22 protein-coding genes are annotated in these 25,865 nt (G+C 60.2%); 14 read left to right on the top strand and 8 right to left on the bottom strand.

Features of this window, described 5'->3' with window-relative positions; genetic code table 11:
- Positions 1-61 precede the first annotated feature (61 nt).
- Together FA04_RS30730 and FA04_RS30725 are read right to left on the bottom strand one after the other, a co-directional pair.
- Positions 62-1,225 (bottom strand): ABC transporter substrate-binding protein, encoded by a 1,164-nt coding sequence (locus tag FA04_RS30730; RefSeq protein WP_051659459.1) that lies wholly within the window; start codon positions 1,223-1,225, stop codon positions 62-64.
- A gap of 22 nt (positions 1,226-1,247) precedes the next feature.
- Positions 1,248-3,128, bottom strand: a complete 1,881-nt coding sequence (locus FA04_RS30725) for a branched-chain amino acid ABC transporter ATP-binding protein/permease (protein WP_082936616.1) — start codon at positions 3,126-3,128, stop codon at positions 1,248-1,250.
- 180 nt (positions 3,129-3,308) lie between these two features.
- Here FA04_RS30725 and FA04_RS30720 point away from each other — a divergent pair, with 180 nt between their 5' ends.
- The 7 genes from FA04_RS30720 (at position 3,309) to FA04_RS30690 (ending at position 11,509) form a co-directional block, all read left to right on the top strand.
- Positions 3,309-4,190, top strand: coding sequence for a MurR/RpiR family transcriptional regulator (locus tag FA04_RS30720; protein ID WP_034798710.1), 882 nt, complete (start codon positions 3,309-3,311; stop codon positions 4,188-4,190).
- Positions 4,191-4,237: 47 nt separating this feature from the next.
- A complete protein-coding gene (locus tag FA04_RS30715; protein ID WP_082936615.1) occupies positions 4,238-4,900 on the top strand; it encodes a cysteine hydrolase family protein in 663 nt (220 codons plus the stop codon).
- Between the two features lie 38 nt (positions 4,901-4,938).
- Complete coding sequence (locus tag FA04_RS30710) at positions 4,939-6,282, top strand: glutamine synthetase family protein (RefSeq protein WP_051659458.1); 1,344 nt, start codon at positions 4,939-4,941, stop codon at positions 6,280-6,282.
- Between the two features lie 18 nt (positions 6,283-6,300).
- The gene (locus FA04_RS30705) at positions 6,301-7,119 is read left to right on the top strand and encodes an N-formylglutamate amidohydrolase (protein ID WP_051659457.1); all 819 of its coding nucleotides are present in this window, start codon (positions 6,301-6,303) and stop codon (positions 7,117-7,119) included.
- A complete protein-coding gene (locus FA04_RS30700) occupies positions 7,116-8,420 on the top strand; it encodes an aspartate aminotransferase family protein (RefSeq protein ID WP_034798708.1) in 1,305 nt (434 codons plus the stop codon). Before FA04_RS30705 ends, FA04_RS30700 begins: the two co-directional genes overlap by 4 nt.
- A 178-nt stretch (positions 8,421-8,598) precedes the next feature.
- Positions 8,599-10,896, top strand: a complete 2,298-nt coding sequence (locus FA04_RS30695; RefSeq protein ID WP_034798706.1) for a PBP1A family penicillin-binding protein — start codon at positions 8,599-8,601, stop codon at positions 10,894-10,896.
- Positions 10,897-11,281: 385 nt separating this feature from the next.
- Positions 11,282-11,509 (top strand): hypothetical protein, encoded by a 228-nt coding sequence (locus FA04_RS30690; RefSeq protein WP_034798704.1) that lies wholly within the window; start codon positions 11,282-11,284, stop codon positions 11,507-11,509.
- A 375-nt stretch (positions 11,510-11,884) separates the two neighbouring features.
- Here the strand turns inward: FA04_RS30690 and FA04_RS30680 are convergent, their stop codons facing one another.
- Together FA04_RS30680 and FA04_RS30675 are read right to left on the bottom strand one after the other, a co-directional pair.
- A complete protein-coding gene (locus tag FA04_RS30680; protein ID WP_034798700.1) occupies positions 11,885-12,880 on the bottom strand; it encodes an ABC transporter permease in 996 nt (331 codons plus the stop codon).
- Positions 12,881-12,926: 46 nt separating this feature from the next.
- Entirely contained in the window at positions 12,927-13,715 is a 789-nt protein-coding gene (locus tag FA04_RS30675) for an ATP-binding cassette domain-containing protein (RefSeq protein ID WP_234798880.1), read from the bottom strand.
- Between the two features lie 150 nt (positions 13,716-13,865).
- On the opposite strand from FA04_RS30675, the gene FA04_RS30670 reads away from it, so the two are divergent.
- The 4 genes from FA04_RS30670 to FA04_RS30655 all read left to right on the top strand — a co-directional run bounded on the left by FA04_RS30670 (position 13,866) and on the right by FA04_RS30655 (position 17,788).
- Complete coding sequence (locus tag FA04_RS30670) at positions 13,866-14,846, top strand: NAD-dependent epimerase/dehydratase family protein (RefSeq protein ID WP_034798698.1); 981 nt, start codon at positions 13,866-13,868, stop codon at positions 14,844-14,846.
- 48 nt (positions 14,847-14,894) lie between these two features.
- Positions 14,895-15,887 (top strand): sugar-binding protein, encoded by a 993-nt coding sequence (locus tag FA04_RS30665; protein ID WP_034798695.1) that lies wholly within the window; start codon positions 14,895-14,897, stop codon positions 15,885-15,887.
- Between the two features lie 179 nt (positions 15,888-16,066).
- Positions 16,067-16,963 (top strand): NAD-dependent epimerase/dehydratase family protein, encoded by an 897-nt coding sequence (locus FA04_RS30660; RefSeq protein WP_034798693.1) that lies wholly within the window; start codon positions 16,067-16,069, stop codon positions 16,961-16,963.
- A 42-nt stretch (positions 16,964-17,005) separates the two neighbouring features.
- A complete protein-coding gene (locus FA04_RS30655; RefSeq protein WP_034798691.1) occupies positions 17,006-17,788 on the top strand; it encodes a FadR/GntR family transcriptional regulator in 783 nt (260 codons plus the stop codon).
- Between the two features lie 133 nt (positions 17,789-17,921).
- Here FA04_RS30655 and FA04_RS30650 read toward each other — a convergent pair whose 3' ends face one another.
- Positions 17,922-18,836, bottom strand: a complete 915-nt coding sequence (locus FA04_RS30650) for a LysR family transcriptional regulator (protein ID WP_034798776.1) — start codon at positions 18,834-18,836, stop codon at positions 17,922-17,924.
- 128 nt (positions 18,837-18,964) lie between these two features.
- On the opposite strand from FA04_RS30650, the gene FA04_RS30645 reads away from it, so the two are divergent.
- Genes FA04_RS30645 through FA04_RS30635 form a run of 3 tightly spaced genes read left to right on the top strand, consistent with a single transcriptional unit; the run spans position 18,965 to position 22,638 of the window.
- Entirely contained in the window at positions 18,965-20,263 is a 1,299-nt protein-coding gene (locus tag FA04_RS30645) for an MFS transporter (RefSeq protein WP_034798689.1), read from the top strand.
- Between the two features lie 21 nt (positions 20,264-20,284).
- Positions 20,285-21,373: a tartrate dehydrogenase gene (locus FA04_RS30640; protein ID WP_034798686.1), complete on the top strand. Its 1,089-nt coding sequence runs from the start codon at positions 20,285-20,287 to the stop codon at positions 21,371-21,373.
- Positions 21,370-22,638 carry a glycerate kinase type-2 family protein gene (locus FA04_RS30635; RefSeq protein ID WP_034798684.1) on the top strand — a complete coding sequence of 423 codons (1,269 nt, stop codon included), beginning with the start codon at positions 21,370-21,372 and terminating at the stop codon, positions 22,636-22,638. The genes FA04_RS30640 and FA04_RS30635 overlap by 4 nt, the downstream gene beginning before the upstream one ends.
- Positions 22,639-22,948: 310 nt before the next feature.
- Here the strand turns inward: FA04_RS30635 and FA04_RS30630 are convergent, their stop codons facing one another.
- From FA04_RS30630 to FA04_RS30620, 3 genes are read right to left on the bottom strand one after another with little or no spacing between them, the layout of a single operon-like run.
- The gene (locus FA04_RS30630; RefSeq protein ID WP_034798682.1) at positions 22,949-24,022 is read right to left on the bottom strand and encodes an ABC transporter ATP-binding protein; all 1,074 of its coding nucleotides are present in this window, start codon (positions 24,020-24,022) and stop codon (positions 22,949-22,951) included.
- The gene (locus FA04_RS30625) at positions 24,019-24,846 is read right to left on the bottom strand and encodes a carbohydrate ABC transporter permease (RefSeq protein ID WP_034798680.1); all 828 of its coding nucleotides are present in this window, start codon (positions 24,844-24,846) and stop codon (positions 24,019-24,021) included. The genes FA04_RS30630 and FA04_RS30625 overlap by 4 nt, the downstream gene beginning before the upstream one ends.
- A complete protein-coding gene (locus tag FA04_RS30620; RefSeq protein ID WP_034798678.1) occupies positions 24,843-25,745 on the bottom strand; it encodes a carbohydrate ABC transporter permease in 903 nt (300 codons plus the stop codon). Before FA04_RS30620 ends, FA04_RS30625 begins: the two co-directional genes overlap by 4 nt.
- Positions 25,746-25,865: the final 120 nt, after the last annotated feature.

Here is a 25,865-nt window from a genome sequence, read left to right as displayed (position 1 = left end):
CGCCGCCGGCGCAGACAGGCACGATCCCCGGGGAAATCCGGGGACCACCACAGGTGATCGATCAGGGGGCTGGAACGTCGGCGGCCGCCGGAACGCCCTGACTGATCAGCTGGCGATTGCCGCTTTCGATCTGCACCAGCGATACCGAGCGCATCGGCATCCCTTGCGTGCCGGCATAGCTGATCGGGCCGGTCACACCCTGGACGTTTTCGAGCGAGGCGATCGCGTTGCGTATGGCAACCGGATCGATACTGTTTGCCTCCGTCACCGCCGCGTCGATCACCTTGCCAAGGTCGTAGCCGTTGGCGATGTAGACCGTATCCGGCACCTGACCGTATTTTTCCTTGTACTTCACGTTGAAGTCAGCGAGCGGGCTGCCTTCGCTGGCAAATCCTGCGGTTGTAAAGACAACCCCGTCGACGGTGGCACCAAGGCCGAAGGTCGTGGGCGAATCGATGCCATCGCTGCCGAGGATCGGCGTGGCCACCCCTGCACCGCGCAGCTGACGGATGAAGGCTGGGAAATCCGGCTCGTAGGCCGCCGTCATGATGACGTCGGGCGCCGGGTTCATCGCCTTGATCTTGGTGACCTCGGCGCCGAAGTCCTGCTGGCCCATGCTATAGGTGCCCTCACCGAGCAGTTCGCCGCCCTTGGCTTTGAACGCAACGGCGAAATACTCCGGCAGCTTCAGAGTATAGGCGCTATCCGGCGACTTCAGGATGTAGGCCTTCTTGTAACCCTTCTCGAACGCGTAGGTCGCAAGAACAGAGGCCTGGACGTTGTCGGCCGGATAATTGCCAAACATGTAGTCGCCCACCGCAAGCGGCATGGTCGGCGTCGTGGCGCAGAAGGAGAAGGCGGGGATCTGGGCTGCCTGCGTCACCTGGCCGGCAGCAATCGACGGATCGGCATCGCAAGGCGTGATCACGATCTTGACGCCTTCGTCAACCAGCTCCTGCGCCACCAGCGCCGTCTGCGCCGCATCCGAGCGCGTATCCTTGGCGACGAGCTTGATCGGGAATTTGCCGGCAGCACCACCGGCCGCATTGATCTCCTCGACCGCCATTTCCAGACCCTTCAGCGACGGCTGGTCATAGGGTGCAAGACCGCCGGTCTGTGCGGTCGCAAGACCGATAACCAGATCGTCTGCAAATGCGGGTAGCGGCGACAACGCGATACCGCCAAGCATGGTGGTGAGGCACAGGGCCGTGACGTTCTTCTTCATCCGGAAAGCTCCCTCTTTTGATTTATGCTGGTTTATGCAGGCCCGGCGCGCCGGACGGCAGAACGGGGGTCCCGACGGGCGCGTTGCGCGCCTGCGCCGCTGAGCGGCGGCGGCCGATGTAGGCCTCGATGACATCAGGGTTAGCCTGGATTTCCGCCGGTGTGCCGATGGCGATCTGCTGGCCCTTGTTGAGCACGACGACAACATCGCAGAGCCGCATGATCAGCTTCAGGTCATGCTCGACGACGAGCAGGCCGAGGCGGTATTTCGCGCGGATGCGGTCGAGCACATGCATCAGTTCCTCGGTCTCGGCCGGGTTCATGCCGGCAGCCGGCTCGTCGAGCAGCAGGTAACGCGGCTTCAGCGCCAGCGCGCGGGCGATTTCTAGCCGCCTCTGCGCACCGTAGGAAAGCGTGCCGGCCAGCCGGTCGGCAAATTCCGCGAGGCCCACTTCCGAAAGCACCGTCAAGGCACGGGCAGCGGGATCCTCACCGCCCGCCTTCAAGGCGCTCGCCGCAACCGTGACGTTCTCGATGACCGTTAGGTTCTTGAAGAGACGGATGTTCTGGAAGGTGCGGGCAAGGCCCGCGACGGGAACCGCGTGAACGGCAAGCGACGCCACATCCTGGCCATCGATCAGCACGCGGCCCGTCGACGGCGGCACGACGCCGGACACACTGTTGATCAGCGTCGACTTGCCCGCACCGTTCGGGCCGATAAGGCCAGTGACGATACCGGGCTTGATCTCGAAATTGGCGTTCTCGAGCGCCACGAGGCCGGCAAATTTCTTGCCGAGATTTTCGACCCGGAGAGAGCCGTGACCGGCTGCAGCGGCCTCGGACGCAGGCACGCTTTTCACCGGCACAACGTCCTTCTCTGTGGAGCGCTTGAACCAGCCGAAGCGCTCGTCAAGTTCGCGCACACCGAAGAGGCCATCCTGCAGGCGGTACATCACGACGAGGATTGCCACGCCGATCCCGATGTCGGTGAGGCCGAAGACGGTCGGCAGCTTGAGGAAGCCGAGATCGACGCCACCCTCGAGCTTGCGCAGGAGTTCGACAATCAGCATGATTACGGCAGCGCCGCCGACGGCACCCGAGACGGTGGTGATACCGCCGAGAATCAGCATCGCCAAAAGCATGAAGGTGAGGTTGAAGTAGAAGTCTTTCGGCGAAAACGCGCCGAGGAAATGGGCCAGCAAGGCGCCAGCAACGCCTGCAAGCACCGCACCGAGAACCCAGGCGAAGAAGCGCTGCAGTTTGACATTGACGCCGACGGCGCTCGAGGCGATCTCGTCTTCGCGCGACGCCCGAAGCTTCAAGCCAGCACTCGAATCCCGATAGAGACGCGCAACCACCACGGCAGCGATAGCAAAGGGCACCGCCACCCAGAGATTGACCGCGCGGGGAATACCAAAAAAGGTCTGGCTGCCGCGGGTGAAATCGGTCGAGGCGACGAGCACAACATGCACGATGACGAGGAAACCAAGGGTCGCGATCGAAGCCGATGAGCCGCCAAGGCGCGCCACGGGAATGCCGATCAGCACCGCGACGAGCGCAACCACGACAAGCGCAATCGCAAGTGCCGGAAGGAAGGGCATGCCCATCCCGGCCAGCCATTCCGGCAGATGTGGCAACGCTGTCTTTTGGATGATCGGATTTAGCGTCAACAGACCCGACGCATAGGCACCGATCGCCATGAAGCCGACATGGCCGAAGGAAACGATACCGGAATTGCCGGCATAGATGCCGATGCCGAGCACGGCGATGACGTTGATCATGTAAAGCGTCACCAGGCGCTCGCCGCTGCCCGGAAAGAACAACGAGGCGATGGCGGCAGCGGCCAAAAGCGGCAGCGACGCTACAAGGATACCAACGACGGTTTCTCGCCTGACGCGCACCATCCGCATTCCCCCAGATTTTGGCCCGGCCGCGTATTTTTTGGCTCGGGTCCGTTCCCGACATGAACGTTATCGCAGATCGACCAAATGTCAATCTTGTTTCAAAAAACATTATCTGCTAGCAATTATGTAACAAAAATTAGAAATCGGAATTCACGCCATCGTTTTTGGGAGGCAGAAATCGTGGCAATCCGGGACCGACTGACAGACGGCGCAATTACCTTCACGCGCTCGGAACTGAAGATCGTCAGGCAGCTTCTGTCGAATTATCCGGCAGCAGGGCTGAACACGGTCGCGCATCTCGCGGCCGCTGCCGGCGTCAGCAATCCGACCGTCGTGCGCTTTGCCAACACACTGGGCTTTGAGGGTTATCCGGAGTTCCAGAAGGCGCTGCTCAGTGAAGTCCAAGAGCGCATGAGCTCGCCGCTCTCCATGCTCGACGCGCGCCGCCCGTCGCTGGAACAAGAGAACTTCTACCAGTACTTCCTTCGCGCCAGCATCCATGCGCTGGAGTCTTCGATGCAAATGCTGCCTTCGGAAGACTTCGAGGCAGCCGTGGATGCGGCGGCCGACATGAGCGCTCGCATCCATTGCCTCGGCGGCCGCTTCAGCGGCTTTCTCGCGGGCCTCCTCTGGTCGCACATGAAGCAGCTCAGGGGCGACACGCGCTGGATCAACGGCAGTCAGGCCGACCAGGTCGATCAGCTTGTCGACCTCGGCAAGCGCGACGTGCTTTTCGTCTATGACTATCGCCGCTACCAGAACGACACGATCCGCTTTGCTCGTCAGGCGGCCGAGCAAGGATCGCGCATCGTCCTCTTTACTGACCGCTGGCTCTCGCCGATCGCCGATTTCGCGACAGTGACGCTGACGGCACCCGTCGACACGGTCTCGCCCTACGACACGATGGTGCCGGCGATTGCCCAGACGGAGGCGGTGATTGCGGCACTTACCGCCCGCCTTGCCACGCAGTCACGTGGTCGCATCGAGCGCATGGAGGACCTGCGCCGCGGATACGCCATCACGGAGGACGCCTTCAATCCAGCCGTTGAAGACGACCGCTGACCTTTTCCGCCGTCCCGGCGAACCAGAACAAACCGAGGAGAATTCGAATGAGTGCAGTCACTGTCAAGGTTGGCGACGATCGCTTGAGGCGCGACAGCGCCTATGAGGCTGGCCGCACCTCGCTGCTGTTCGTCGACATGCAGCGCATCTGGTGCGAGCCGAACCTCGACCCGATCCACCCGCAGGACGCCGAGAGCTATTATCACAGGCGCCTGCGCCAGACCGTCATCCCCAACCAGGTACGCATTCTGGAGGCGGCGCGAAAGGCCGGTTGCGATGTGCTGCACACGATCATCGAAAGCCTGACGCTCGACGGCCGCGACCGCTCGCTCGACCACAAGCTCTCCGACATGCACGTGCCGAAAGGTTCTCCGGAGGGGCAGGTCATTCCGGAACTTTCGCCCATCGACAACGAGATCGTGCTGCCGAAGACGTCGTCGGGCGTCTTCAACTCGACCAACATCGACTACGTCCTGCGCAACCTCAACACCCGCTACCTGATCATCGCCGGCGTCATCACCGACCAGTGCGTCGACATGGCGGTGCGCGACGCCGCCGACCGCGGTTACCTTGTCACCGTCGTCAACGACGCCTGCGCCACCTATAGCGAGCAGCGCCATGACGCGGCCCTTCGCGCCTACTCCGGCTATTGCTGGACGACCGACACTGAGACGGTGGTCAGCCGCCTCGGCACTTTGCGCCAAGCCTGAGTCGCCGCCTAAAAAATGAACGAATAGAGGGGAACCCCATGACGGAAACCAACAACGGCAAGGCGGCCGCCGCACTGACGGAACTTGCCACCTTCGTCACGACCGACATCGCCGGCATCACGCGCGGCCGCAGTTTTGCGGCTTCCGAGATCGACAGCTACCTGCGCAAGGGTGTCGGCTGGGTGCCGGCCAACCTGGCGCTCACGCCCTTCGACCTGATTGCCGAGAACAATCCCTGGGGCTCGGCCGGCGACCTCCGGCTGATGGCCGACCCCGACAGCAAGGCGCGCGTCACCTGCCTGCCAGACGAGACGCCGCTGCATTTCTATCACGCCGACATCACCGACCTCCAAGGCAATGCCTGGGACTGCTGCGTACGCAGCTTCCTGAAACAGACGCTGAAGGAATACGAACAAGTCGGCCTCAAAGTCATTTCAGCCGTCGAGCAGGAGTTCCAGTTGCTCGGCGTCGACTGGCCGGATGCGCCGTCCTTCGGCCTGCGCGCCCAGCGCCGTGCCGAACCCTTCGGGTCTCTGCTGATGACCGCTTTGCAGGAAGCCGGCGCCGAGCCGGAAATGTTCCTGCCGGAATTCGGAAAGGACCAGTTCGAAATCACCTGCCGTCCCGCCGACGCGCTGACCGCCGCCGATCGCGGCGCTACCATCCGTGCAATCACCAAGGAAGTCGCCGCCCTCTTCGGCTGGAATGCGAGTTTTGCCCCGAAGACGGTCTCGAATGGCGTCGGCAACGGCGTGCACCTGCATGTGAGCTTCACCGATCTTAACGGCAATCCGGTGACCTTTGACGCCTCGCGCCCCGGCAGGCTCTCCAAGATCGCCGGCGCCTTTGCCGCCGGCGTCATCAAGCATCTGCCGGCGCTGACCGCCTTTACCGCTCCGTCGGTGCTTTCCTACATGCGGCTCGTGCCGCACCATTGGAGCGCCGCTTACACCTGCCTTGGCGAAAAGAACCGCGAAGCGACGCTCAGGATCTGCCCGACACTGGACCTTCCCGGCAGCAATCCGGCCAGGCAGTTCAACATGGAATACCGCGCCGCCGACGCATGCGCCAGCCCGCATCTGTCGCTGGCCGTCTTGTTGAAGGCCGGCCTCGAAGGCATCAAGGCCGGGCTCGAACAGCCGCCCTTGATCAATTCCGACCCCTCCGATTTCTCGGCGGCAGAGCAGGAGAAGCTCGGTATTCGTCGCCTGCCCGCGAGCCTGCCGGAAGCTCTGGATACGCTCGTCGCCGATCCGGTCGTCACGGGCTGGTTCTCTCGAGATTTCCTTGACTGCTACATGGCGATGAAGCGCAAGGAGATCGAGATCGTCGATGGGCTCTCGCCGGACGAACTTTGTGCCCGCTATGCGGCGGTCTACTGATTGACGGATGGGCAACCCATGACCTCGACAACGGCCATCAAGAGCCTAGAACCCGGCGCGCGACACGACCCGAGCGCGCCGCTGCTTTCGATCGACGAACTGCCGCCCTATGCGGTCTTCAACCCGGACGGCACCTCCCCGATCCTGCTCTTATGCGAGCACGCCTCCAACCGGATGCCACGCGCGCTCGGCGATATGGGGCTTCCGCTGCACGAGCGCCAGCGCCACATCGCCTGGGATATCGGCGCCATGGCGCTGGCTCAGCACCTAAGCCTCAGCCTCGATGCACCACTGTTCTTCACCAACTATTCAAGGTTGGTGATTGACTGCAACCGGCCGCTTCCCGCCCCCTCGATGATCCCCGAGATCAGCGAGACGACGGAGATCCCCGCCAACCGAAACCTGAGCGACGAAGAGCGGCAGCAGCGGATCGATACGCTGTTCACGCCCTTCGCTGAAGCGGTCAGCCGCCGTCTCGACCGGCTCGAAGGCGAAGGCAAGCGGCCATTTGTCGTCGGCATCCACAGCTTCACGCCGGTCTATTTCGGCAAGCCGCGCCCCTGGCAGGCCGGCATCCTCTATCGCGACGCCGTCGATTTTGCCGGTTCGCTGATCCGAGAACTGGCCAGCGAAAGCCAGCTGACGATCGGCGACAACGAGCCCTACAACATCCATCCCGATGAGGATTACACCGTGCCGGTTCATGCCGACGCGCGTGGGCTTCCGGGCGTTCTGGTCGAGGTGCGCCACGATCTGATCGATACGGATGCGGGCGTCACTGCCTGGGGCGAGCGTCTCACCCGGTGTCTTAAAGCTAGCGTAGGGGAAGCCCCGTGACCGCACTCTACAAGAGAGACCAAGCGGCAATCGCCAACCTGCAGAAGCTGCGCTTCTTCCCGCTTGCAGTGACCGGTGGCCGCGGCGCGAGGCTGACGGAGGAAAACGGCCGCGAACTGATCGACCTCTCCGGGGCATGGGGGGCGGCGAGCCTTGGCTATGGCCACCCGGCGCTGGTTGAGGCAATCTCCGGTGCTGCGGCAAATCCCGCCGGCGCCAGTGTTCTTTCTGCCGCCAATGGACCGGCGGCGGCCCTTGCCGAAAAACTCCTCACGGCCTTTCCCGGATCGGGCGACAACAAGGTCTGGTTCGGTCATTCCGGATCCGATGCCAACGAGGCGGTCTTTCGCGCTGTCACCAAGGCGACGGGACGGTCGGGCGTCATCGCCTTCGTCGGCGCCTACCACGGCTGTACCGTGGGCTCGATGGCTTTTTCCGGCCACAGCGTCCAGGCGGGCGCGACCAAGGCGGACGGACTGCTCCTGCTACCGTACCCCGATCCCTACCGGCCCTACCACGACGACCCGACAGGTGGTGCGATACTCGCAGAATTACGGGAGCGACTTGAGGCGGCGCCGGAGCGTTTCGCGGTCGCCTTCATCGAGCCGATCCAGTCAGACGGCGGCCTGATCGTTCCGCCAACCGGTTTTTTTAAAGCCTTTTCCGCGATCTGCCGGGAATTCAATGTGCTCGTCGTCTGCGACGAAGTGAAGGTCGGGCTTGGCCGCAGCGGCCGCCTGCATTGCTTCGAACATGAGGATTTCGTCCCCGACATCTTGACCATCGGCAAGGGTCTTGGCGGCGGGCTGCCGCTTTCTGCCGCGATCGGCCCGGCACGCATCCTCGATTGTGCCAGCGCCTTTGCCATGCAGACGCTCCACGGCAATCCGATCTCTACTGCCGCCGGCCTTGCCGTTCTTGAAACCATTGAGCGCGACGAGCTTGCGCAGGAAGCGGAGCGCAAAGGCAAACTGCTGCGCGACGGCCTGGCAAGGCTTGCCGAACGATATCAACTGATCGGCGATATCCGCGGTCGAGGTCTTGCCTGCGGCGTCGACCTCGTTCTCGATCGGCAGACACGGGCTCCAGCGCGAGCGGAAGCAGCAAAACTTATCTATCGGGCCTATGAACTCGGCCTCGTCGTCTACTGTGTCGGGATGAACGCAAATGTTCTGGAGATGACTCCGCCGCTGACCGTCGCGGACACCGACATCGTTCAGGCATTAAACGTTCTGGATCGAGCTTTCGCCGAAGTCTCCGACGTTCCGGATACAGTTGTTTCGCAGTTCGCGGGCTGGTAAAGGCAGTCTCAAGACCTAAGCTCGCGCCCGCCACAGTTGGGATTTTTAGGTCCCACCTGTCGTGACGCGCGCACTGATGATGGCGGCGTATTTCCTTTGGCTGGAACCAGCGTCTTTGCCGTACGTTGAGAACCCGCCACAGTGCTCTAAGTCATTAAGGGTTTGAGCGTCTTAAAAAATGCCCCGCAATCCTCACGTCTCTACACGAAGTGGCACTGGGTCGGACGACCATCAAAAGGCGGAAATGCTCGCCCAGAGAGCCCCCGCGGGAACAAAAGAGGCCGATCACAGCGCAGACGCTGACCCGTTGATACGAGCTGGAACGAGCGAACGTCCACCTCTGCCGTTTGAGCAGACCCGACAGGCAGCGCACGCTCTGCTTCGTGCGCTTCACTACGATTTGCGGGCTATCTCAACAGCGGTCAAGGTCAAGGTCCGGGCGGCTGCTTCGTCCGTAAAGACCAAGGTCCAGGCTGCGGATAAGCAAACTCTTTCATTTCTGCTGAAAAATCTCGGCGGGGCACTTGCGAACGCTCCCAAAAAGGCAGGACGAGCGCTTCGCCGGTCTAGCCAGCCTGTCTTGCAAAGGAAAGCCAGGTGGAAATCGGCGGTGCGGCTGACCGCCGTTTTCTGTATTCTGGTTGGTGTAACGGGGTTGGTGTGGGCGCTAAAAGATGTCCCTTGGGCCGAGATCCGGGACGGTACACTAAAGCCTATCGTGGTGTTGGAAACCGCGGACGGTCAGCCGCTGGTCAGACAAGGACCTTATCAAGGACCTTACGCACAGTTCGACCAATTCACGCCACAACTGATCGATGCGGTACTGTCTGTTGAAGACCGGCGGTTCATGGACCACTTCGGCATCGATATCAGAGGCATCGGACGAGCGCTTCTTCGAAACCTCAAGGCAGGGTCGGTTGTGGAGGGTGGTAGCACGATCACCCAGCAGCTCATCAAGTTGCAGTATCTCGACAGCGATCGTACGGTAAAACGAAAGATACAGGAGTTCGTGATTGCCCTGTGGCTGGAGTGGAAACTCGGAAAGCAGGAAATCCTGACGCGTTACCTCAACAGCGCCTATCTTGGCGCTGGCGCAACGGGTATGCCGGCCGCCGCACGCATTTATTTCAACAAGGATATCGGAGCGCTAAACCTTTCGGAATCGGCGCTTCTGGCGGGATTGTTGCGGGCTCCTAGCCTATGGAACCCGATCGACAATCTTGAAGGTTCCCGAAAGCGCACATCGGTCGTCCTCGACGCGATGGTTGCGAACGGCAAGGTTGACGCGTCAAAGGCTGCGCAGATCAAGGCGAGCTTTGCTACCCTCCACCCGACAACGCCAACGCCCCGATCCGGCAGTTGGTTTGCGGACTGGGTCTCACCGCAGGCGAGCGAAATCGCCGGGACTTCGCCGGGCTCGACCACAGTTCGAACGACGCTTGTTCCCCGGCTTCAGGGGATTGCCGAAAGGGTCATCAAGAGGGCCTTGGATACTGAGGGAAGAACTGTTGGTGCATCTCAGGCCGCATTGGTGGCAATGACCCCGGATGGAGCGGTTGTGGCCATGGTCGGCGGCCGCGATTACAAAGAGAGCCAGTTCAACCGTGCCGTCACGGCAAAACGGCAGCCGGGCTCCACCTTCAAGCTGTTCGTTTACTATGCCGCTCTGAAGGCCGGACTTTCCTTATCCGACCGGGTACTGGACGCACCGATCGAAATCAACGGCTGGTCACCAGAGAATTCCGGCGGCCGCTATCGCGGCTGGGTCACGATCGCTGAGGCCTTCGCCCGGTCTCTAAACGCGCCAACAGTGGCGCTCGCCCAACATGTCGGCCTTGACAAGGTGATCAGTGCCGCGCGTGAACTCGGGATCGACGCGCCACTTGTCGATACGCCTTCGCTGGCGTTAGGCACGTCCGAGGTCAGCTTGCTTGACCTGACAAGTGCCTATGCGTCCGTGCAATTCGGCAAGGCCCCCGTTGAACCCAGGGGAATTATCGAATTTCAGGCTTCGAACCAAGCAACGGCTTTTCGAGTCGGGGCAAAAGATACGCCAAGCGTGGATCTGGCCCCCTATCGGCGCGATCTCCTTTCCCTTCTACAGCTTGTTGTGGAACGCGGTACCGGGCGCGCAGCCGACCCCGGCGCGTTTGCTGCTGGCAAGACCGGCACCAGCCAGAACAATCGTGACGCTTGGTTTGTCGGGTTCACCGAGCCGCTTGTCGCAGGGGTCTGGGTGGGCAACGACGATGACACGCCGATGAAAGGCGTAACGGGCGGGGATATGCCAGCGCAGATTTGGCGGGATTTCATGCGGGAAGCGTTGGCGACCCCCGCAGCGGGCGTTCTGGTTGACGACAGCGCTCCGCCTCAGAGCTGCAACATCACCGCTTGCTCTCGCAGCTATCGCTCCTTCCGGCCATCGGACTGCAGCTACCAACCCTATTTCGGGGAGCGAAGGCTCTGCGAAAAATGACGAATACGTCGGATCAAATGCGAACCGCCCACAAAGGCGGCAAGCCTCGATGCCTTCCCCTCTCGGAACCGGCCAAGGCGGCCCAGCAAGCGGGAACCTTTTCCGTACATTCGTGTTTTTGCTTTGCTGATGATCTCGGATCCCTCCGGATCAAGGTAGGAGCCCCATCATCGCTCCGGCGAAGGTGGGGCTTTTTCACAACGCCGTCAACGCTTCGTGACAACACCGCGTAGCCGAGGGCCGCCGCCAGGCCGTGCGCAGGTCGTGCAACTGGAAGAGCTCGATCCGCTGTAACAGCTCGATCCGCGGACCATGGTCATAGCGATGACGGCAGACGTGCAATGGCCATGAGACAATTCTGCCCGAAGAGCGTTATGTAGTTGGTATGAGCAGATTCACGGAAGCCGAAATCGCATTGATCGAGCGCCTACGCGCATTGAAGGCTATGCCGGACATGTCCATCAACGTGTTTGAAGTCGGCGATCCTTTGACCTCGGCAGGATTCTCGCAGGATGAAATCCTGGAGGTGCTCTACGCTCTTGAACAGGACAAAATCATCGCTCTGTTGCCTGGAAACCGACTGACAATGCTCAAAGAACTGCCGAATGGCTAGTGTGGCGCTGCGGGTTTGGCCGTAAATTGCCTCACCAAGTGCAACACCGTCGAGCTTGCCCTCGACCAAATCTCGACCTCTTTGCCCTCGGTCATAAGTATCCCCGTCTCCTGGCCCTGATGGCCATAGGCGCTGGCTCGTATGCCTATGGGTAGCGAGCACCCCGAGCCACAGTATGCTGGATCCGTCATGCCTCTCCTCTCCAGTGAGACGCATAGGTCCGAGCAGCCTTCACGACCGCAAGCGGCCTTCGAAGAATGGTAGGCGGGTGATGAACGCGTTCTCCACCGGGAATAGAACACAAACTCGCACTACCGCGCGCACTGGCATGCGCGACCAACGCGTGAGAAAATCGCGTGCTGCAGGGCGTGTGCGCTACTCGCTTTGGCGGAAATTGCGGATGCGATCGAAAAGGACTGCAAGGATTATCGCGCCGCCGATGAATGTCCCCTGCCAGAACGCATTGATGCCGAGAAGTCCGAGGCTATTGCGGATCACCTCGATGAGTGCCGCACCGACAAGTGCGCCGAAGGCAGTACCTGCGCCGCCAGCGAGATTAGCGCCCCCAATCACTGCCGCAGCGATGACCTGCAACTCCATGCCCGCTCCAATATTGGTCGTCACAGCACCCAGCCAGCCGGTCTGAATGATGCCGGCGATGCCAGCCGACAGCGCCGAGATCATATAGACGCAGACCTTGATGGGTCGTACGGGAAGGCCCGTGGCAACGGCCGCCTTTTCGTTGCCACCAATGGCGTAAATGTAGCGGCCGATCCGCGTCCACCGCAGCACGAAGCCGGTCAGGAGCGCCAGCACGATCATGTAGATCACTGGATTGGCGATACCGAAGACCGCCCCACCGCCCAACGCCAGCAGCTTGGCATGATCGGGGCCAAATTCGAAGACGACAGTATTGTTGGACGCGACCATGGCCAGGCTCCGGGCAACCGAGAGCATGCCGAGCGTTACGACAAAGGGCGGAAAGCCGAGATAGGCAATCAAGATGCCATTGAACGCGCCGATCACTAATGCCGTGGCGACCGAGACGGCAATGCCCGTCCCTATGCCGTATCCCGCATGCATCGTGACTGCAAGTACCATACTGCACAGGCAGAGCACCGACCCTACCGATAAATCAATCCCACCGGTGATGATGACAAGCGTCATCCCGAGCGCGATGATTGCGATGAAAGTGACGTTGCGGGTGATGTTGTAGAGGTTCTTTGCCGTTGCGAAACTGTCGGTGGCGAATGACAGGAAGATGCAGGCGAGAACGACGGCGACCAGTACCCAGAAGGTCTGGCTGCCCAGGACTGTTGCTGCGAGCGTGCGCTGCCTATGGGCTATCGTCTCGTGCAGCGTCGTTGCCATGTTAACCTCGCGTTCCTCCGGCGCAAAAGACCCAGATCGTTTTCCGCTATCCACCCTCAATGGCGCCAGTAATAAGTCCTGTCACCTCTTCCGGAGAGGTCTCGATGATTGGCTTGTCCGCCACCTTTCGGCCTCGGCGCATGACAACGACGCGATCGGCGACATCGAATACGTCGGGCATGCGATGGCTGATAAGCACAACCAGAATGCCACGATCGCGCAGTTGTCGGATGAGATGGAGCACTTCAGCGACCTGGCGCACGGAAATGGCCGCGGTCGGCTCGTCCATCAGAACGATTTTCGCCTCCGAAATCATCGTACGCGCAATCGCCACCGCCTGGCGTTGACCGCCCGACATCTGTTTCACGAGGTCGCGTGCTCTGGTCTCGGAACGGAGTTCCTTAAAGATCTCCGCGGCCCTCCGGTACATTGCCTTGTAGTCGAGCACGCCCAATGGGCCGATGCCCCGCCTCAGTTCGCGTCCGAGAAAAACGTTCGCCGCCGCGGTGAGATTGTCACAAAGGGCAAGATCCTGGTGCACGATCTCAATTCCGAAGTGCCGCGCCTCGACCGGGCGATGCAGCACGATTTCGCTGCCATTGAGGCGCATCGTGCCTTCGCTCGGTCGAAAGTTTCCCGCAATCATTTTGACGAGAGTCGACTTGCCGGCGCCGTTGTCGCCCATCAATCCGACAACCTGGCCCGCCTCTAACGACAGCGAAATGTCATTGACGGCCTGTATGGCCCCGAAGTGCTTGGAAATATTGCTGAGTTCTAGCAGCACGACCAGCCTTCCAAACTCCCAAGACGCGCGGCCTTCACCAAGGCGCGTCACAATATGCCCGCCCCTTGAGTGAGAGATTGCTTATTTACGCAAATCATCACAACCGCGTCAATGATCTCTCGTCTGATAAACCTTATTTGTATGACAATTAGACATTGACGAAAGTCGCAATCATATATTAGCTACTACTGGGAGATAAGCATGCTTATCCTTGTCACCGGGGCAACGGGCAAGGTCGGGCAGCACCTCATATCCACGCTGCTTGACCGACCACGTTTTTCGAAAGCGCGCATTCGCGCGCTCTGCCACAACCGCGTGCTCAATCCAAGCGAGCGCCTCGAGATTATCCGCGGCTCCATCGCCGATCGCGCGGTCGCTGACGCCGCGGTTGCCGGCGCGACCCATATCGTGCATCTGGCGACCTGCAAGGAAACGCCCGCCGACGTCATGGATGTGACCGTCAAAGGTCTCTTTTGGCTGCTCGAAGCGTTCAGAATGAGCCCAACAGCCCGGCAGTTCATTCTGATCGGCGGCGACGCCGCGGTCGGCCATTTCTTCTATCGCCATGAAGGACCGATAACCGAGGTGACACCGCATCGCGCCTATCCCGGCAGCTACGCGCTCTCCAAAGTCCTCGAGGAGGTGATGGTCGAGCAGTACTCAGTCCAATATGGGATGAACGTCTGCTGCCTGCGCGCGCCGTGGATCATGGAAAAGGACGACTTCAGGCACTCGCTTTCTTTCGGCGACGACGTTTTCGGTGGACCGGACTGGAAGACGTATTTTCCGCCCCATGAAGCCAGGCGCCACGCAAAGGCCGGAACCGTACCATTACTGCGCGATGCCGACGGAAGACCGCTCAAGCGCAACTTCGTCCACGTCAGCGACCTTGTGTCAGCGATCCTCAGCACGATCGACAATCCGCACGCAGAGCGTCAACGTTTCAACATCGCCATGGATCGTCCGGTCGATTACGGCGAGGTCGCAAGCTATCTCGAACGCACGCGCGGCCTACCGTCGGTCGATGTTCCGAGCCATTTCCACTCAAACTGGTTGGACAACAGCAAGGCAAAATTCCTGCTGGACTGGCAACCGGAATACGATCTCGAAAAGCTTATCGACCAGGCCTTTCAATACGAGCGTCCACCAAGTGACCCTCGTATCGTCTGGTATCCGGGTTGATTTGTGCCGCGGACAGAGGGTGTCCGCTTGTTTCAACGGGAGGATAAAATGAGGAAAGCATTGGTGCTCGCAGTCGCAGCGCTGGCGCTGGGCGCCGGCCCCGCCGGCGCCCAGACGAAAAAGCAGCTCGTCATCGTCGTCAAGGGTCTCGACAATCCCTTCTTCGAGGCGATCAATCAGGGTTGCCAGAAGTGGAACAAGGAAAACACAAGCTCGGAATATGAATGCTTCTATACCGGCCCGGCGTCGACTTCCGACGAAGCAGGAGAAGCGCAGATCGTCCAGGACATGCTCGGCAAGCCCAGCACGGCTGCGATCGCCATTTCGCCTTCCAACGCCAAGCTGATCGCCCAGACGTTGAAGTCGGCAAACCCGACAGTCCCGGTCATGACGCTTGACGCCGACCTTGCCAAGGAAGATGCGGGCCTGCGAAAGACCTATCTTGGTACCGACAACTATACGATGGGCGCGCGGATCGCGGACTACATCAAGAAGGCAAAACCGAACGGCGGCAAGATCTGCACGATCGAAGGGAACCCTGGCGCTGATAACATCCTGCGCCGTGCTCAAGGGATGCGTGACGTGCTGACCGGCAAGGACGGGCTGGCCGAGCTAAAGGGTGAAGGTGGCTGGACCGAGGTTGCTGGCTGCCCGGTCTTTACCAATGACGACGGCGCCAAAGGCGTGCAGGCGATGACGGACATTCTTGCGGCCAATCCCGATCTCGACGCCTTCGGCATCATGGGTGGTTGGCCACTGTTCGGTGCGCCGCAACCCTATCGCGATCTGTTCAAGCCAATGGCAGACAAGATTGCGAAGAATGAATTCGTCATCGGCGCGGCCGATACGATCGGAGAGGAAGTGGCGATCGCCAAGGAGGGTCTCGTGACCGCACTTGTCGGCCAACGACCCTTCGAAATGGGCTACAAGGCGCCATCGGTCATGCTCGACCTGATCGCCGGCAAGCCGGTAGACGATCCGGTATTTACCGGTCTCGATGAATGCACCAAGGATACGGCCGATACCTGCATCCAGAAATAGGAACGGTGGCCGGAGCGCCCTTTGACGGCCTCCGGCGCCTCCGCCCCATGAGCAGCGAGCGCGGTCAGCACGCTTGACGGCCGGCCGCGACTCCTTGCAACGACCCCGCTTGGAAGTTCCCTTCGGCGAACTATCATCGACAAGACCATTCCCCAATTTTGCAAAGCACGGAGAGCGCAATGACCAAGCGGATCATCTTCACCGGAGGTAGCGGCAAGGCTGGTCGCCATGTCGTGCAATACCTCCTCGAGCAGGGCCATCAGGTGCTCAACCTCGACACGAAGCCCCTCGATAACCCGAAAGTACGCACGCTGATCACCGACATTACCGACAGCGGCCAAGTGTTCAATGCACTGTCGAGCTACACCGGCCTGCACGAATTCGACCCGTCGCTTGCGCCGCAACCGATCGATGCCGTTGTTCATTTCGCGGCGATCCCGCGCATCCTGATCGCGCCTGACAATGAACTCTTTCGCATCAATGTGATGGGCACCTACAATGTCATTGAGGCCGCGACGAAACTTGGCATCCGCAAGATCGTCCTCGCATCCAGCGAAACGACCTACGGTCTCGTCTTCGCCAATGAGCCACGAAACCCGACCTATTTTCCGCTCGATGAGGACTATGACGTCGATCCGATGGACAGCTACGCGCTCTCCAAGGTGGTGAACGAAAGGACCGCGCGCGCCTTTGCGCTCAGAAGCGGAGCCGACATCTATGCATTGCGCATTGGAAATGTGATCGAGCCCAACGAATACCACCTTTTCCCAGGCTGGTTTGCCGATCCTGGATTTCGAAAGCGCATCGCCTGGAGCTACATCGACGCGCGGGACCTCGGCCAGATCACCCTCAGGGCCATCGACACGGATGGTCTCGGGTTCCAGATCTTCAATGCAGCGAACGACGAGACGTCTTCAGACCTTCCGACGCAAGAGCTGATCGACCGGTTCTATCGGGGCGTACCGGTCAAGGGACAGCTTGGCGAATACGAGACACTTCTGTCGAACCGGAAGGCGCGCGCGATGCTCGGTTTTCAGCCGCAACACAGCTGGCGGACCTATGTTGGCGGCAGGTGATGCAATGCGTGGCTAGAGGGTTCGAGATACGAGAAAAGATGAATGGCTGAACAGCGACCAGAAAAACTCTCCGCAGGCTCGGGTACCGCGGAGGCGGCGCGTGCGACCCGACGGCTCGACGCGCCGCGCATGTCAGGGCCGAGCGTTCATATGTCGCTTGCCGAAGATATCGGGCTCAGGATCGTGCGTGGCGACTATCCTCCGGGAACGATCCTGCCGAACGAGGCCCAGTGGACGGAAATCTTCAATGTAAGCCGAACCGCTGTCAGGGAGGCGATCAAGATATTGATGGCCAAGGGGCTACTCGCATCGCGTCCAAAAATCGGCAGTTGGGTGGAGCCGAAGGAGCGTTGGAACCTGCTCGACCGCGACGTCCTGAGTTGGTACGCACACTCGCCGGATCGGATCCAGTTCCTCAAGACCGTACAGGAATTTCGTCACATCATCGAACCGGAAGCCACCGCCCTTGCAACGATCCGCCGCAGCGAAGAACAGATGGCCGAAATCAGCGAGGCGCTGAGAGACATGGGGCAAGCGACAACGCTGCAGGCTCGCACCCAAGCTGACACGCGGTTCCACCTCGCGATCCTGCGCGCTTCCGGAAATGACCTCCTCATTCCGCTCGGGACGTTGATCGAATCCGCACTCAACCACCTTTTCCTGCTGGTAACCCGGAACGACAGCACCCTCGTCCATGCCCTTAGGCTCCATGAGAACATCGAGAAAAGCATTCGGCTTCAACGCCCGAACGCGGCCCGTAACGCCGTAAGGCGACTTTTAGCGAACACCGATGCACTCATTGCGCATTCAGAGCGCAACATGTGAGCTCAGGGCGCGCCGCACGTCGTCGTGAACAAACTGCTGCTGAGAACTACCCATGCGGTGGACCGGCTAAGGCCCCCCGCGCAGCGTCAGGCCGAGGATCGCGATCGTGACAGCCTTTTACGGCTCGTGGCGTTCACGCAAATTCCGCGTATCGCGCGACATTGTGCTGCAACAACGCGAGCATCGTGTCGCGCAACGGATCTCGCACCGCTTTCATCCAGGCGGCTGAGAGGGGTAGTCGATGCATCGGCGATCCCGATGGATGAGCGAGCGGGATGTAGCTCACACCTGACACAGCAAGTTTCGAGGTCCAGCGTGGAACGATGGCGGACCCGATTCCGGCGGCAACCAGATTGATTATCGTCTGCTTTTCATCGGCTATTTGTGCGACGCGGGGACGCATGTCAAAGTCCGCGAACAATCCCATTGTGAGGTCATGACTGTGCGGTCGCGAGCGGCGTTCTGGCACGATCAATGGCTCTTCCGCCAGATCCTGGACGGTAATTTCAGACCGTCCAGCAAGAGCACTCCCCATTGGTACCGCAACAACTGCCGTTTCATGAAACAGCAACTGCACATTCAGAGTGCGGCTGATCCCATCGCGAGGACGGATCAAAACAAGGTCGAGGCGCCCGGCCAGCAGTTTCGGAATAAGCCGGACAGACTTGTCTTCAATGATCTGGGTGATGACATCAGGCGCCGCCTCCCGAAAATCCTGCAAGAGCAACGGTAAGAGACCGGCGGCAGCACTATCGATCGCGCCGATGCGCAGTATGGCGGACGGCCTGTGTCGGGCTGCACGAAATTTTTCGGCAACTTCGTCAAGCCGCCCCAGGAGCGGCCGCACTTCTTGCAAAAGCGACACGCCGTCATCGGTCAGGCTCACGCTTCGGGTTGTTCTACTCAACAACTGCGTTCGCAAAGATTCTTCCAGTAACCGGATGTGCCGGCCGAGCGAAGCAGGCAGCATGCCCGTCTTCTGGGCAGCTCTTCCAAAGTGCAGTTCTTCGGCGACCGCGACAAAACACCTGAGCTGTTCGAGTTCCACCCCCACGCCCTCCATTATATCAATAAATTATATAATTGCATGAACCTTCATGCGCAGGAAGGGAGAAACTAACCTTCTCGACAAGCGCGAGAGGACGCGCCGGGTTCGAACATAGGGAGGAGCTTGTTTTGACGAGCGACCGGGAGACGCGCGTATTGCGCAAAATCACATGGCGCATCGTGCCATTCATCATGGTTCTCTACCTGATCGCGTTCATCGATCGCGTGAACATCGGCTTCGCGTCTTTGACGATGAACCAGGACCTTGGATTTTCATCGACCGTCTTCGGCGTGGGCGCGGGCATCTTTTTTCTCGGCTACTTTCTTTTCGAGGTGCCGTCGAACCTCATTCTCCACAAAGTCGGCGCCCGCATCTGGATTGCCCGGGTGATGATTACTTGGGGCCTGGTATCGGGCGCGATGGCGCTGGTCCAAGGCACGACGAGCTTCTACACCCTGCGCTTCTTGCTGGGCGTGGCCGAAGCTGGGTTCTTCCCAGGCATCATTCTTTATCTGAGCTATTGGTTTCCTGCGCGTCGCCGAGCGGCTGTCACCGCGATGTTTATGGCAGCTGCTCCGCTTGCAACAGCCATCGGGTCGCCTATTTCTGGCGCCCTTCTCGAGATGCATGGCATCTGGGGCCTGGCCGGCTGGCAGTGGATGTTCATCATCGAAGCTGTTCCGGCGGTAATCTTCGGTGTCGTCGTATTGTTTTTCCTGACGGACCGACCGGAAAAGGCAAAGTGGCTTACCGACGACGAGCGTGCTTGGCTTGTGAAGACCATGGAGCAGGAACAGGCCGGCAAGGTGAAGGCAAGCCACGGCATCTGGGCAGGGCTCGCTGATGTAAGGGTCCTTGCACTTTCGCTCATCTACTTTGGCACGTCAGCAGGTCTCTACACGCTCGGAATCTGGGCACCACAGATCATCAAGAGCTTTGGCCTTTCGTCTTTCCACGTTGGTTTGATCAATTCCATTCCAGCTGTTTTTGCTGTGATCGGCATGATTGTCTGGGCACGCCATTCCGACAGGACCGGCGAACGCACTTGGCACGTTGTCGGTGCCTGTCTGCTGGCTGCCGCGGGCCTTGTCTTTGCAACCGGTGCGACGACTGTGTTTGCCGTGATGATCGCCCTGACGCTTGTGAACATCGGGATCAGCGCCTCCAAGCCGCCGCTGTGGAGCATGCCGACGATGTTCCTCTCAGGCCCGGCCGCAGCCGCTGGTATCGCCACCATCAATTCATTGGGCAACCTCGGCGGCTTCGTCGGCCCCTCGATGATCGGCTGGATCAAGGACACGACAGGGAGTTTTGCCGGTGGTCTCTACTTCGTCGCGGCACTGCTCGTGATTTCGGCAGTGGTCACTCTGATCCTTGCTCGCGGGGCCTCCCGCGAGGCCACTCGGACGGCTTCCATTCAACATTGAAATCCAGATTGGAGAACAACAATGCGCGAATACAAAATTGCAGCGATACCGGCCGACGGAATTGGCCCGGAAGTGATCGCAGCGGGTCTTCAGGTCCTTGAGGCGCTGGAGAAGCGTAGCGGCGACTTCAAGATCCACTCCGAAACCTTTGACTGGGGCTCGGATTACTACAAAAAACATGGCGTCATGATGCCGGCCGATGGTTTGGAGACACTCAAGAAGTTCGACGCAATCTACTTTGGTGCGGTTGGTGCGCCGGATGTCCCCGATCACATCACGCTCTGGGGCCTGCGTCTTCCAATCTGCCAGGGCTTTGACCAGTATGCCAACGTCCGACCGACCAAGATACTCCCAGGAATTACTCCGCCGCTGCGCAACTGCGGGCCAGGCGACCTGGACTGGGTCATCGTTCGAGAAAATTCCGAAGGCGAATACTCGGGCCACGGCGGTCGCGCCCACAAGGGGCTGCCGGAGGAAGTTGGCACCGAGGTTGCCATCTTCACACGCGTCGGCGTTACCCGCATTATGCGCTACGCCTTCAAACTCGCCCAGTCGCGGCCGCGCAAGCTCTTGACCGTCGTCACCAAGTCGAACGCGCAGCGGCATGGCATGGTCATGTGGGACGAGATCGCTGCCGAAGTTTCGAAGGAATTCCCGGATGTGACCTGGGACAAGATGCTAGTCGACGCGATGACGGTGCGCATGACCCTGAGGCCGGAAAGTCTTGACACCATTGTAGCGACCAACCTGCATGCCGACATCCTGTCGGATCTCGCCGGCGCCCTTGCTGGTTCCCTCGGCGTCGCACCGACTGCCAATATCGACCCGGAGCGTCGCTTCCCATCAATGTTCGAGCCGATTCACGGCTCAGCTTTCGACATCACCGGCAAGGGCATCGCCAACCCCATCGCCACCTTCTGGACGGCCGCCCAGATGCTCGAACATCTCGGAGAAAAAGACGCTGCGACAAGACTGATGACGGCTGTCGAACGCGTCACCGAGGCAGGCATCCTCACCCCTGATGTCGGCGGCACCGCCACCACACAGCAGGTGACCGATGCCGTTTGCGAGGCGATCGCCGGCTCAAACATCCTCGTTGCTGCCGAATGACCTTTAGCGATACATCCGCCCGCGATGCGCTGCGTCAAATGTTCGACGCAGCGGTCACCAGCGCGGATCCGGTTAGAGTGGTGTCAAACCACCTGCCCGATCCGCCCAAGGGCCGCTGCATCGTGATCGGAGCCGGAAAGGCTTCGGCTGCGATGGCGGCGGCACTCGACGCCGCATGGAGCGACGTTGAACTTTCCGGACTAGTCGTGACGAGGTATGGCCATGCAGTTCCTGCCGGGCGCATCGAAATCGTCGAAGCGGCCCATCCGGTCCCCGACGCGATGAGCGTTGAGGCGGCGACACGTATCCTTGAGAAGGTCCGCGACCTTGGGCCGGACGATCTGGTCATTGCCCTGATTTCAGGCGGCGGTTCCGCTTTGCTGGTTGCTCCAGCCGGCAACATGACGTTGGCTGACAAGAAGGAGGTCAACCGGATGCTGCTTGCCAGCGGTGCGACGATCTCGGAGATGAACACCGTTCGAAAGCAGCTTTCAAACATAAAAGGCGGACGGCTCGCGCAGGCAGCATATCCTGCAAGGGTCGTCACGCTCGTGATCTCCGACGTGCCGGGCGACAACTCTTCCGAAATTGCCTCGGGACCCACTGTCTCCAACGAGACGGGCGTTGTCGAGGCTCGCGAAATCGTCGCGCGCTACAAACTCGCTCTTCCACCGGAAGCGATCGCCGTTCTCGACGGTGGCGGCTCCGCGGCGGCGAGCGCCCCGATTAACGCAGAAACGCGGCTGATAGCCTCACCGTCCACAGCCCTGCATGCGGCGGCACAAGTTGCGCAATCTCACGGGATCCGCCCCTTGATCCTTGGCGATGCGCTTGAGGGAGAAGCGAGAGAAGTCGGTACAGTCTTTGCCGGCATCGCGCTCTCCGCGCGCGACAAGGGCTTACCGGTTGCGGGACCAGCCGTGCTCCTGTCGGGCGGAGAAACGTCCGTGTCCTTGCCGAAAGGCTCGACCGGACGTGGCGGCCGCAACACCGAATTCCTGCTGAGCCTTGCGATTGGCTTGAGTGGTGCAAATTCGATCTGGGCAATTGCCGGAGACACAGACGGTATCGACGGTCTCGAGGACGCTGCGGGTGCTTTCGTCACTCCTGACACCCTTACCCGTCTGCAGCAAGTCGGCATTGCTCCGCGCACCGCGCTTTCACAACATGACAGCTACACCGCATTCAAGGCGATTGGCGACCTTGTCGTCACCGGGCCAACACTCACAAACGTCAATGACATACGCGCAATCCTGATCGGATAGAAATCATGCTCCCACGCAGCAACCGCAAGGCCAAGATCGTTGCGACGGTCGGGCCGGCTTCAAATTCGCCCGAAACGCTCAAATCGTTGTTCCTCACCGGCGTCGGACGGACCTTCAAACTGTCATCGTCAGCGGATTCCCGTTCGCGACTGAAGGCAGCACGAATAATCTCCGTGTCGCTCAGATCGGGAAAGCATGATCCTCGAAGCGGGTCGAGCCACCGCTGAGAACCGACGAGTTGGCCGGGAACGCGCAGCCGAGGCGTCGGCAGGCTCCTTTTTTGGCGGTGCGCGCCTGGATAGTTCGGGCTTCAATCGGCAAGGCGGCGCTGGGTATCGGCATCGAAAAGATGCATGCTGCCGGGAGCAAAGCTCAGTCCGACCCGGTCGCCTGCTCTTGCGACCGATCGGCCATTGAAGACCACCGACAGCTCGGGCGTGGTTGCCATTGTCAGAAAGCACGTCGCACCGGTCGATTCGATCATTGCCACTGGTGCTGAGAGAATGCCCTCATCGGCTGCCGCAAGTTCGATATGCTCCGGACGCAAGCCGACGCTCAAGGCCTGTCCTGGCTGCACCGTCCGGTTAAGGGCGATCGTTTGTTTGGTACCGACATCGAGGATGATCGAGCGTCCGTCCGGACCGCCGACCGCGGGCAGGAAATTCATGGCAGGAGATCCAATGAAGCCGGCCACGAACTTGTTAGCCGGCCGGTCATAAAGCTCAAGCGGACTGCCCTGTTGTTCGATGACGCCGTCACGCATGATGACGACATGGTCCGCCATTGTCATCGCTTCCACCTGATCGTGCGTGACATAGACCGACGTGGCGCCCAGCCGATCGTGCAGCGCGCGGATTTCTTTGCGCATATGAACGCGAAGTGCGGCATCAAGATTGGAGAGCGGCTCGTCGAACAGGAACGCCTTTGGGTGCCGGATAATCGCCCGGCTCATCGCTACGCGTTGCCGCTGACCCCCGGAAAGCTCGCGCGGGTAGCGCGCCAGGAGATGCGTGAGCCCGGTGACGGCGGCAACTTCATGTGCCGCCTTCTTGCGTTCGGCCTTGGCAACGCCCCTGATGCGTAGGCTATAAGTCAGGTTTTCCTCAACCGTCATGTGCGGATAGAGCGCGTAGGACTGGAACACCATCGCCACATCGCGCTTGCGCGGCGGCACTGCATTCATCACCTCGCCAGCGATCTTGAGCGTACCGGACGATATGCTCTCCAGGCCCGCCAGAGACCGCAACAACGTCGACTTCCCGCAACCTGACGGACCGACGAGAGCTGTAAAGCTGCCTTTGCGGATCGAAAGCTCGATGTCCTTCAGCGCATGGTAGGCACCATAATACTTGTTGACGTTCCTTAGTTCGATCTGGGCATTCATTTGAGCGCTCCCGAGGTAAGACCAGAGACGATGCGGCGTTGCAGGAGGACGAAAATGGCGAGGATCGGCGTCACGTAGATCGCCGCGTAGGCCATGATATTGTTCCATTCATTGGTGTTTGGCCCCATGAAGGAGTTCAACCCCACGCTTGCCGGTTGCAGCTCGACGGCCTGGATCATCGATTTCGAATAGACGAACTCGCCAAAGGCCTGCATGAAAATCAGGATCGCACTGACGAGGATGCCGTTGCGTGCGAGCGGCAGGACGATATTGAAGAATGCGCCGACCCTGGAGTTGCCGTCGACAAGGGCTGCTTCCTCCAGTTCCTGTGGCACGCTCATGAAGGTCGCGCGCACCAGGACGACGAAGAACGGCATGCTCTTGGCCGCAATCGCCAGGATGACGGCAAGCCGCGGATAGTTGAGCAACCCAACTTGCGAAAAGCCCACGAAAATCGGCGTCACCATCAGCGACGCCGGAAGGACCTGCAACATGAGGATGAGGAAGAGCCCGATATCGATCCAGATGTTGCGATAGCGCGCCAGCACGTAGGCGCAGCCAACACCAAGCACGGTGATGACGCTGACCGCTCCGCAGGCGATGACCAAGGAGTTCCAGATGTACCGGCCCATGTTCCGGCTCTGCCACACGTTGCCGAAGATTTGCCACTGGGGATCGCTCGGCCAGAAGGTCGGCGGAGTGGCAAACATCTCCGACCCCGATTTGATCGTGGTGATGTACATCCAGTAGAGTGGGAACAGATAAAGGCCGGCGAGAATGATCGCGATTGCGAGAAGCAGGCGATCCCGGGATACGTTGCTCATCCGCGCACCTCATGTCGTGTCGAACGCACGTAGACGACAGAAGCGATCATCACAAAGACGATCATGATCACCGAGATCGTCGCGCCCTTGGCGAAATCGTACTGCCGGAAAGACAGATCCCAGGCCCAGTATTGCGTGACGTTGGAGGCATTGTTCGGCCCTCCGGACGTGATCGAGGCGAAAAGATCGAACTGCTGCAGCGTGAAAATGAGCCCGAGCGCGATGATGGCCCCTACGGACGAGCGCATCATCGGCAGCGTGATCGTCCAGAAGCGTTGCCAGACATTGGCACCATCCAATTCGGACGCCTCATAAAGGTCCCGCGGAATGGCCGACAGACCGACGGACATCAGGATCATGTTGAAGGAGGTACCGAGCCAGATATTCGCGATGATGACGGCCCAGAGCGAGTAACCGGGATCCGAGCGCCAGAAAATATTGCTGTCGATGAGGCCTGTTTCCCGCAGCATGAAGTTGAGCACGCCAAAATCGCCCGACAGGATCCAATTCCAGATCGCGCCAACCACGAGGCCAGGCATCACCCAGGAAACCAGAAACAGACCCCGCACCCACGAGGCGCCTGGAAAATTTGTCCAAAAGAACAGCGCCAGTCCAAAGCCGACGAGGAACTGACCGGCGATCGAGGCGACGACGAAAGTCGCGGTATTGGCCAGGATCGGCCAGGTTTCCGGCTGGGCGAAGAGATCGCGGTAGTTCTTGAGACCGACGAACGGGCGCCAGAAGCTGCCGAGGCTGAACATGTCCACCTCCTGGAAGCTCATGGCGATGTTGTAGAGCAGTGGCAGGCCGGACAGGGTTAGCAGGAAGGCGAGCGGCAGGCTCACGAGGCCGATATCGAAGCCGCGGCCGTCGATGATGCTGGATAGAAGGCGTTTCATGAGCTCCTCCGCCGCCAAGGCCTCAGCGCATTTGGGCTGACGCAGCTTGGCCTGCAAACTAGACAACCAGAACCACGCCGGCATAGCCGGCATGGTTTTTGCGGGTTTCCGTCCCAGCGC

The sequence above is a fragment of the Ensifer adhaerens genome, from assembly GCF_000697965.2.
Taxonomy (GTDB): domain Bacteria; phylum Pseudomonadota; class Alphaproteobacteria; order Rhizobiales; family Rhizobiaceae; genus Ensifer; species Ensifer adhaerens.
This window is presented reverse-complemented; position numbering and strand designations above follow the sequence as displayed.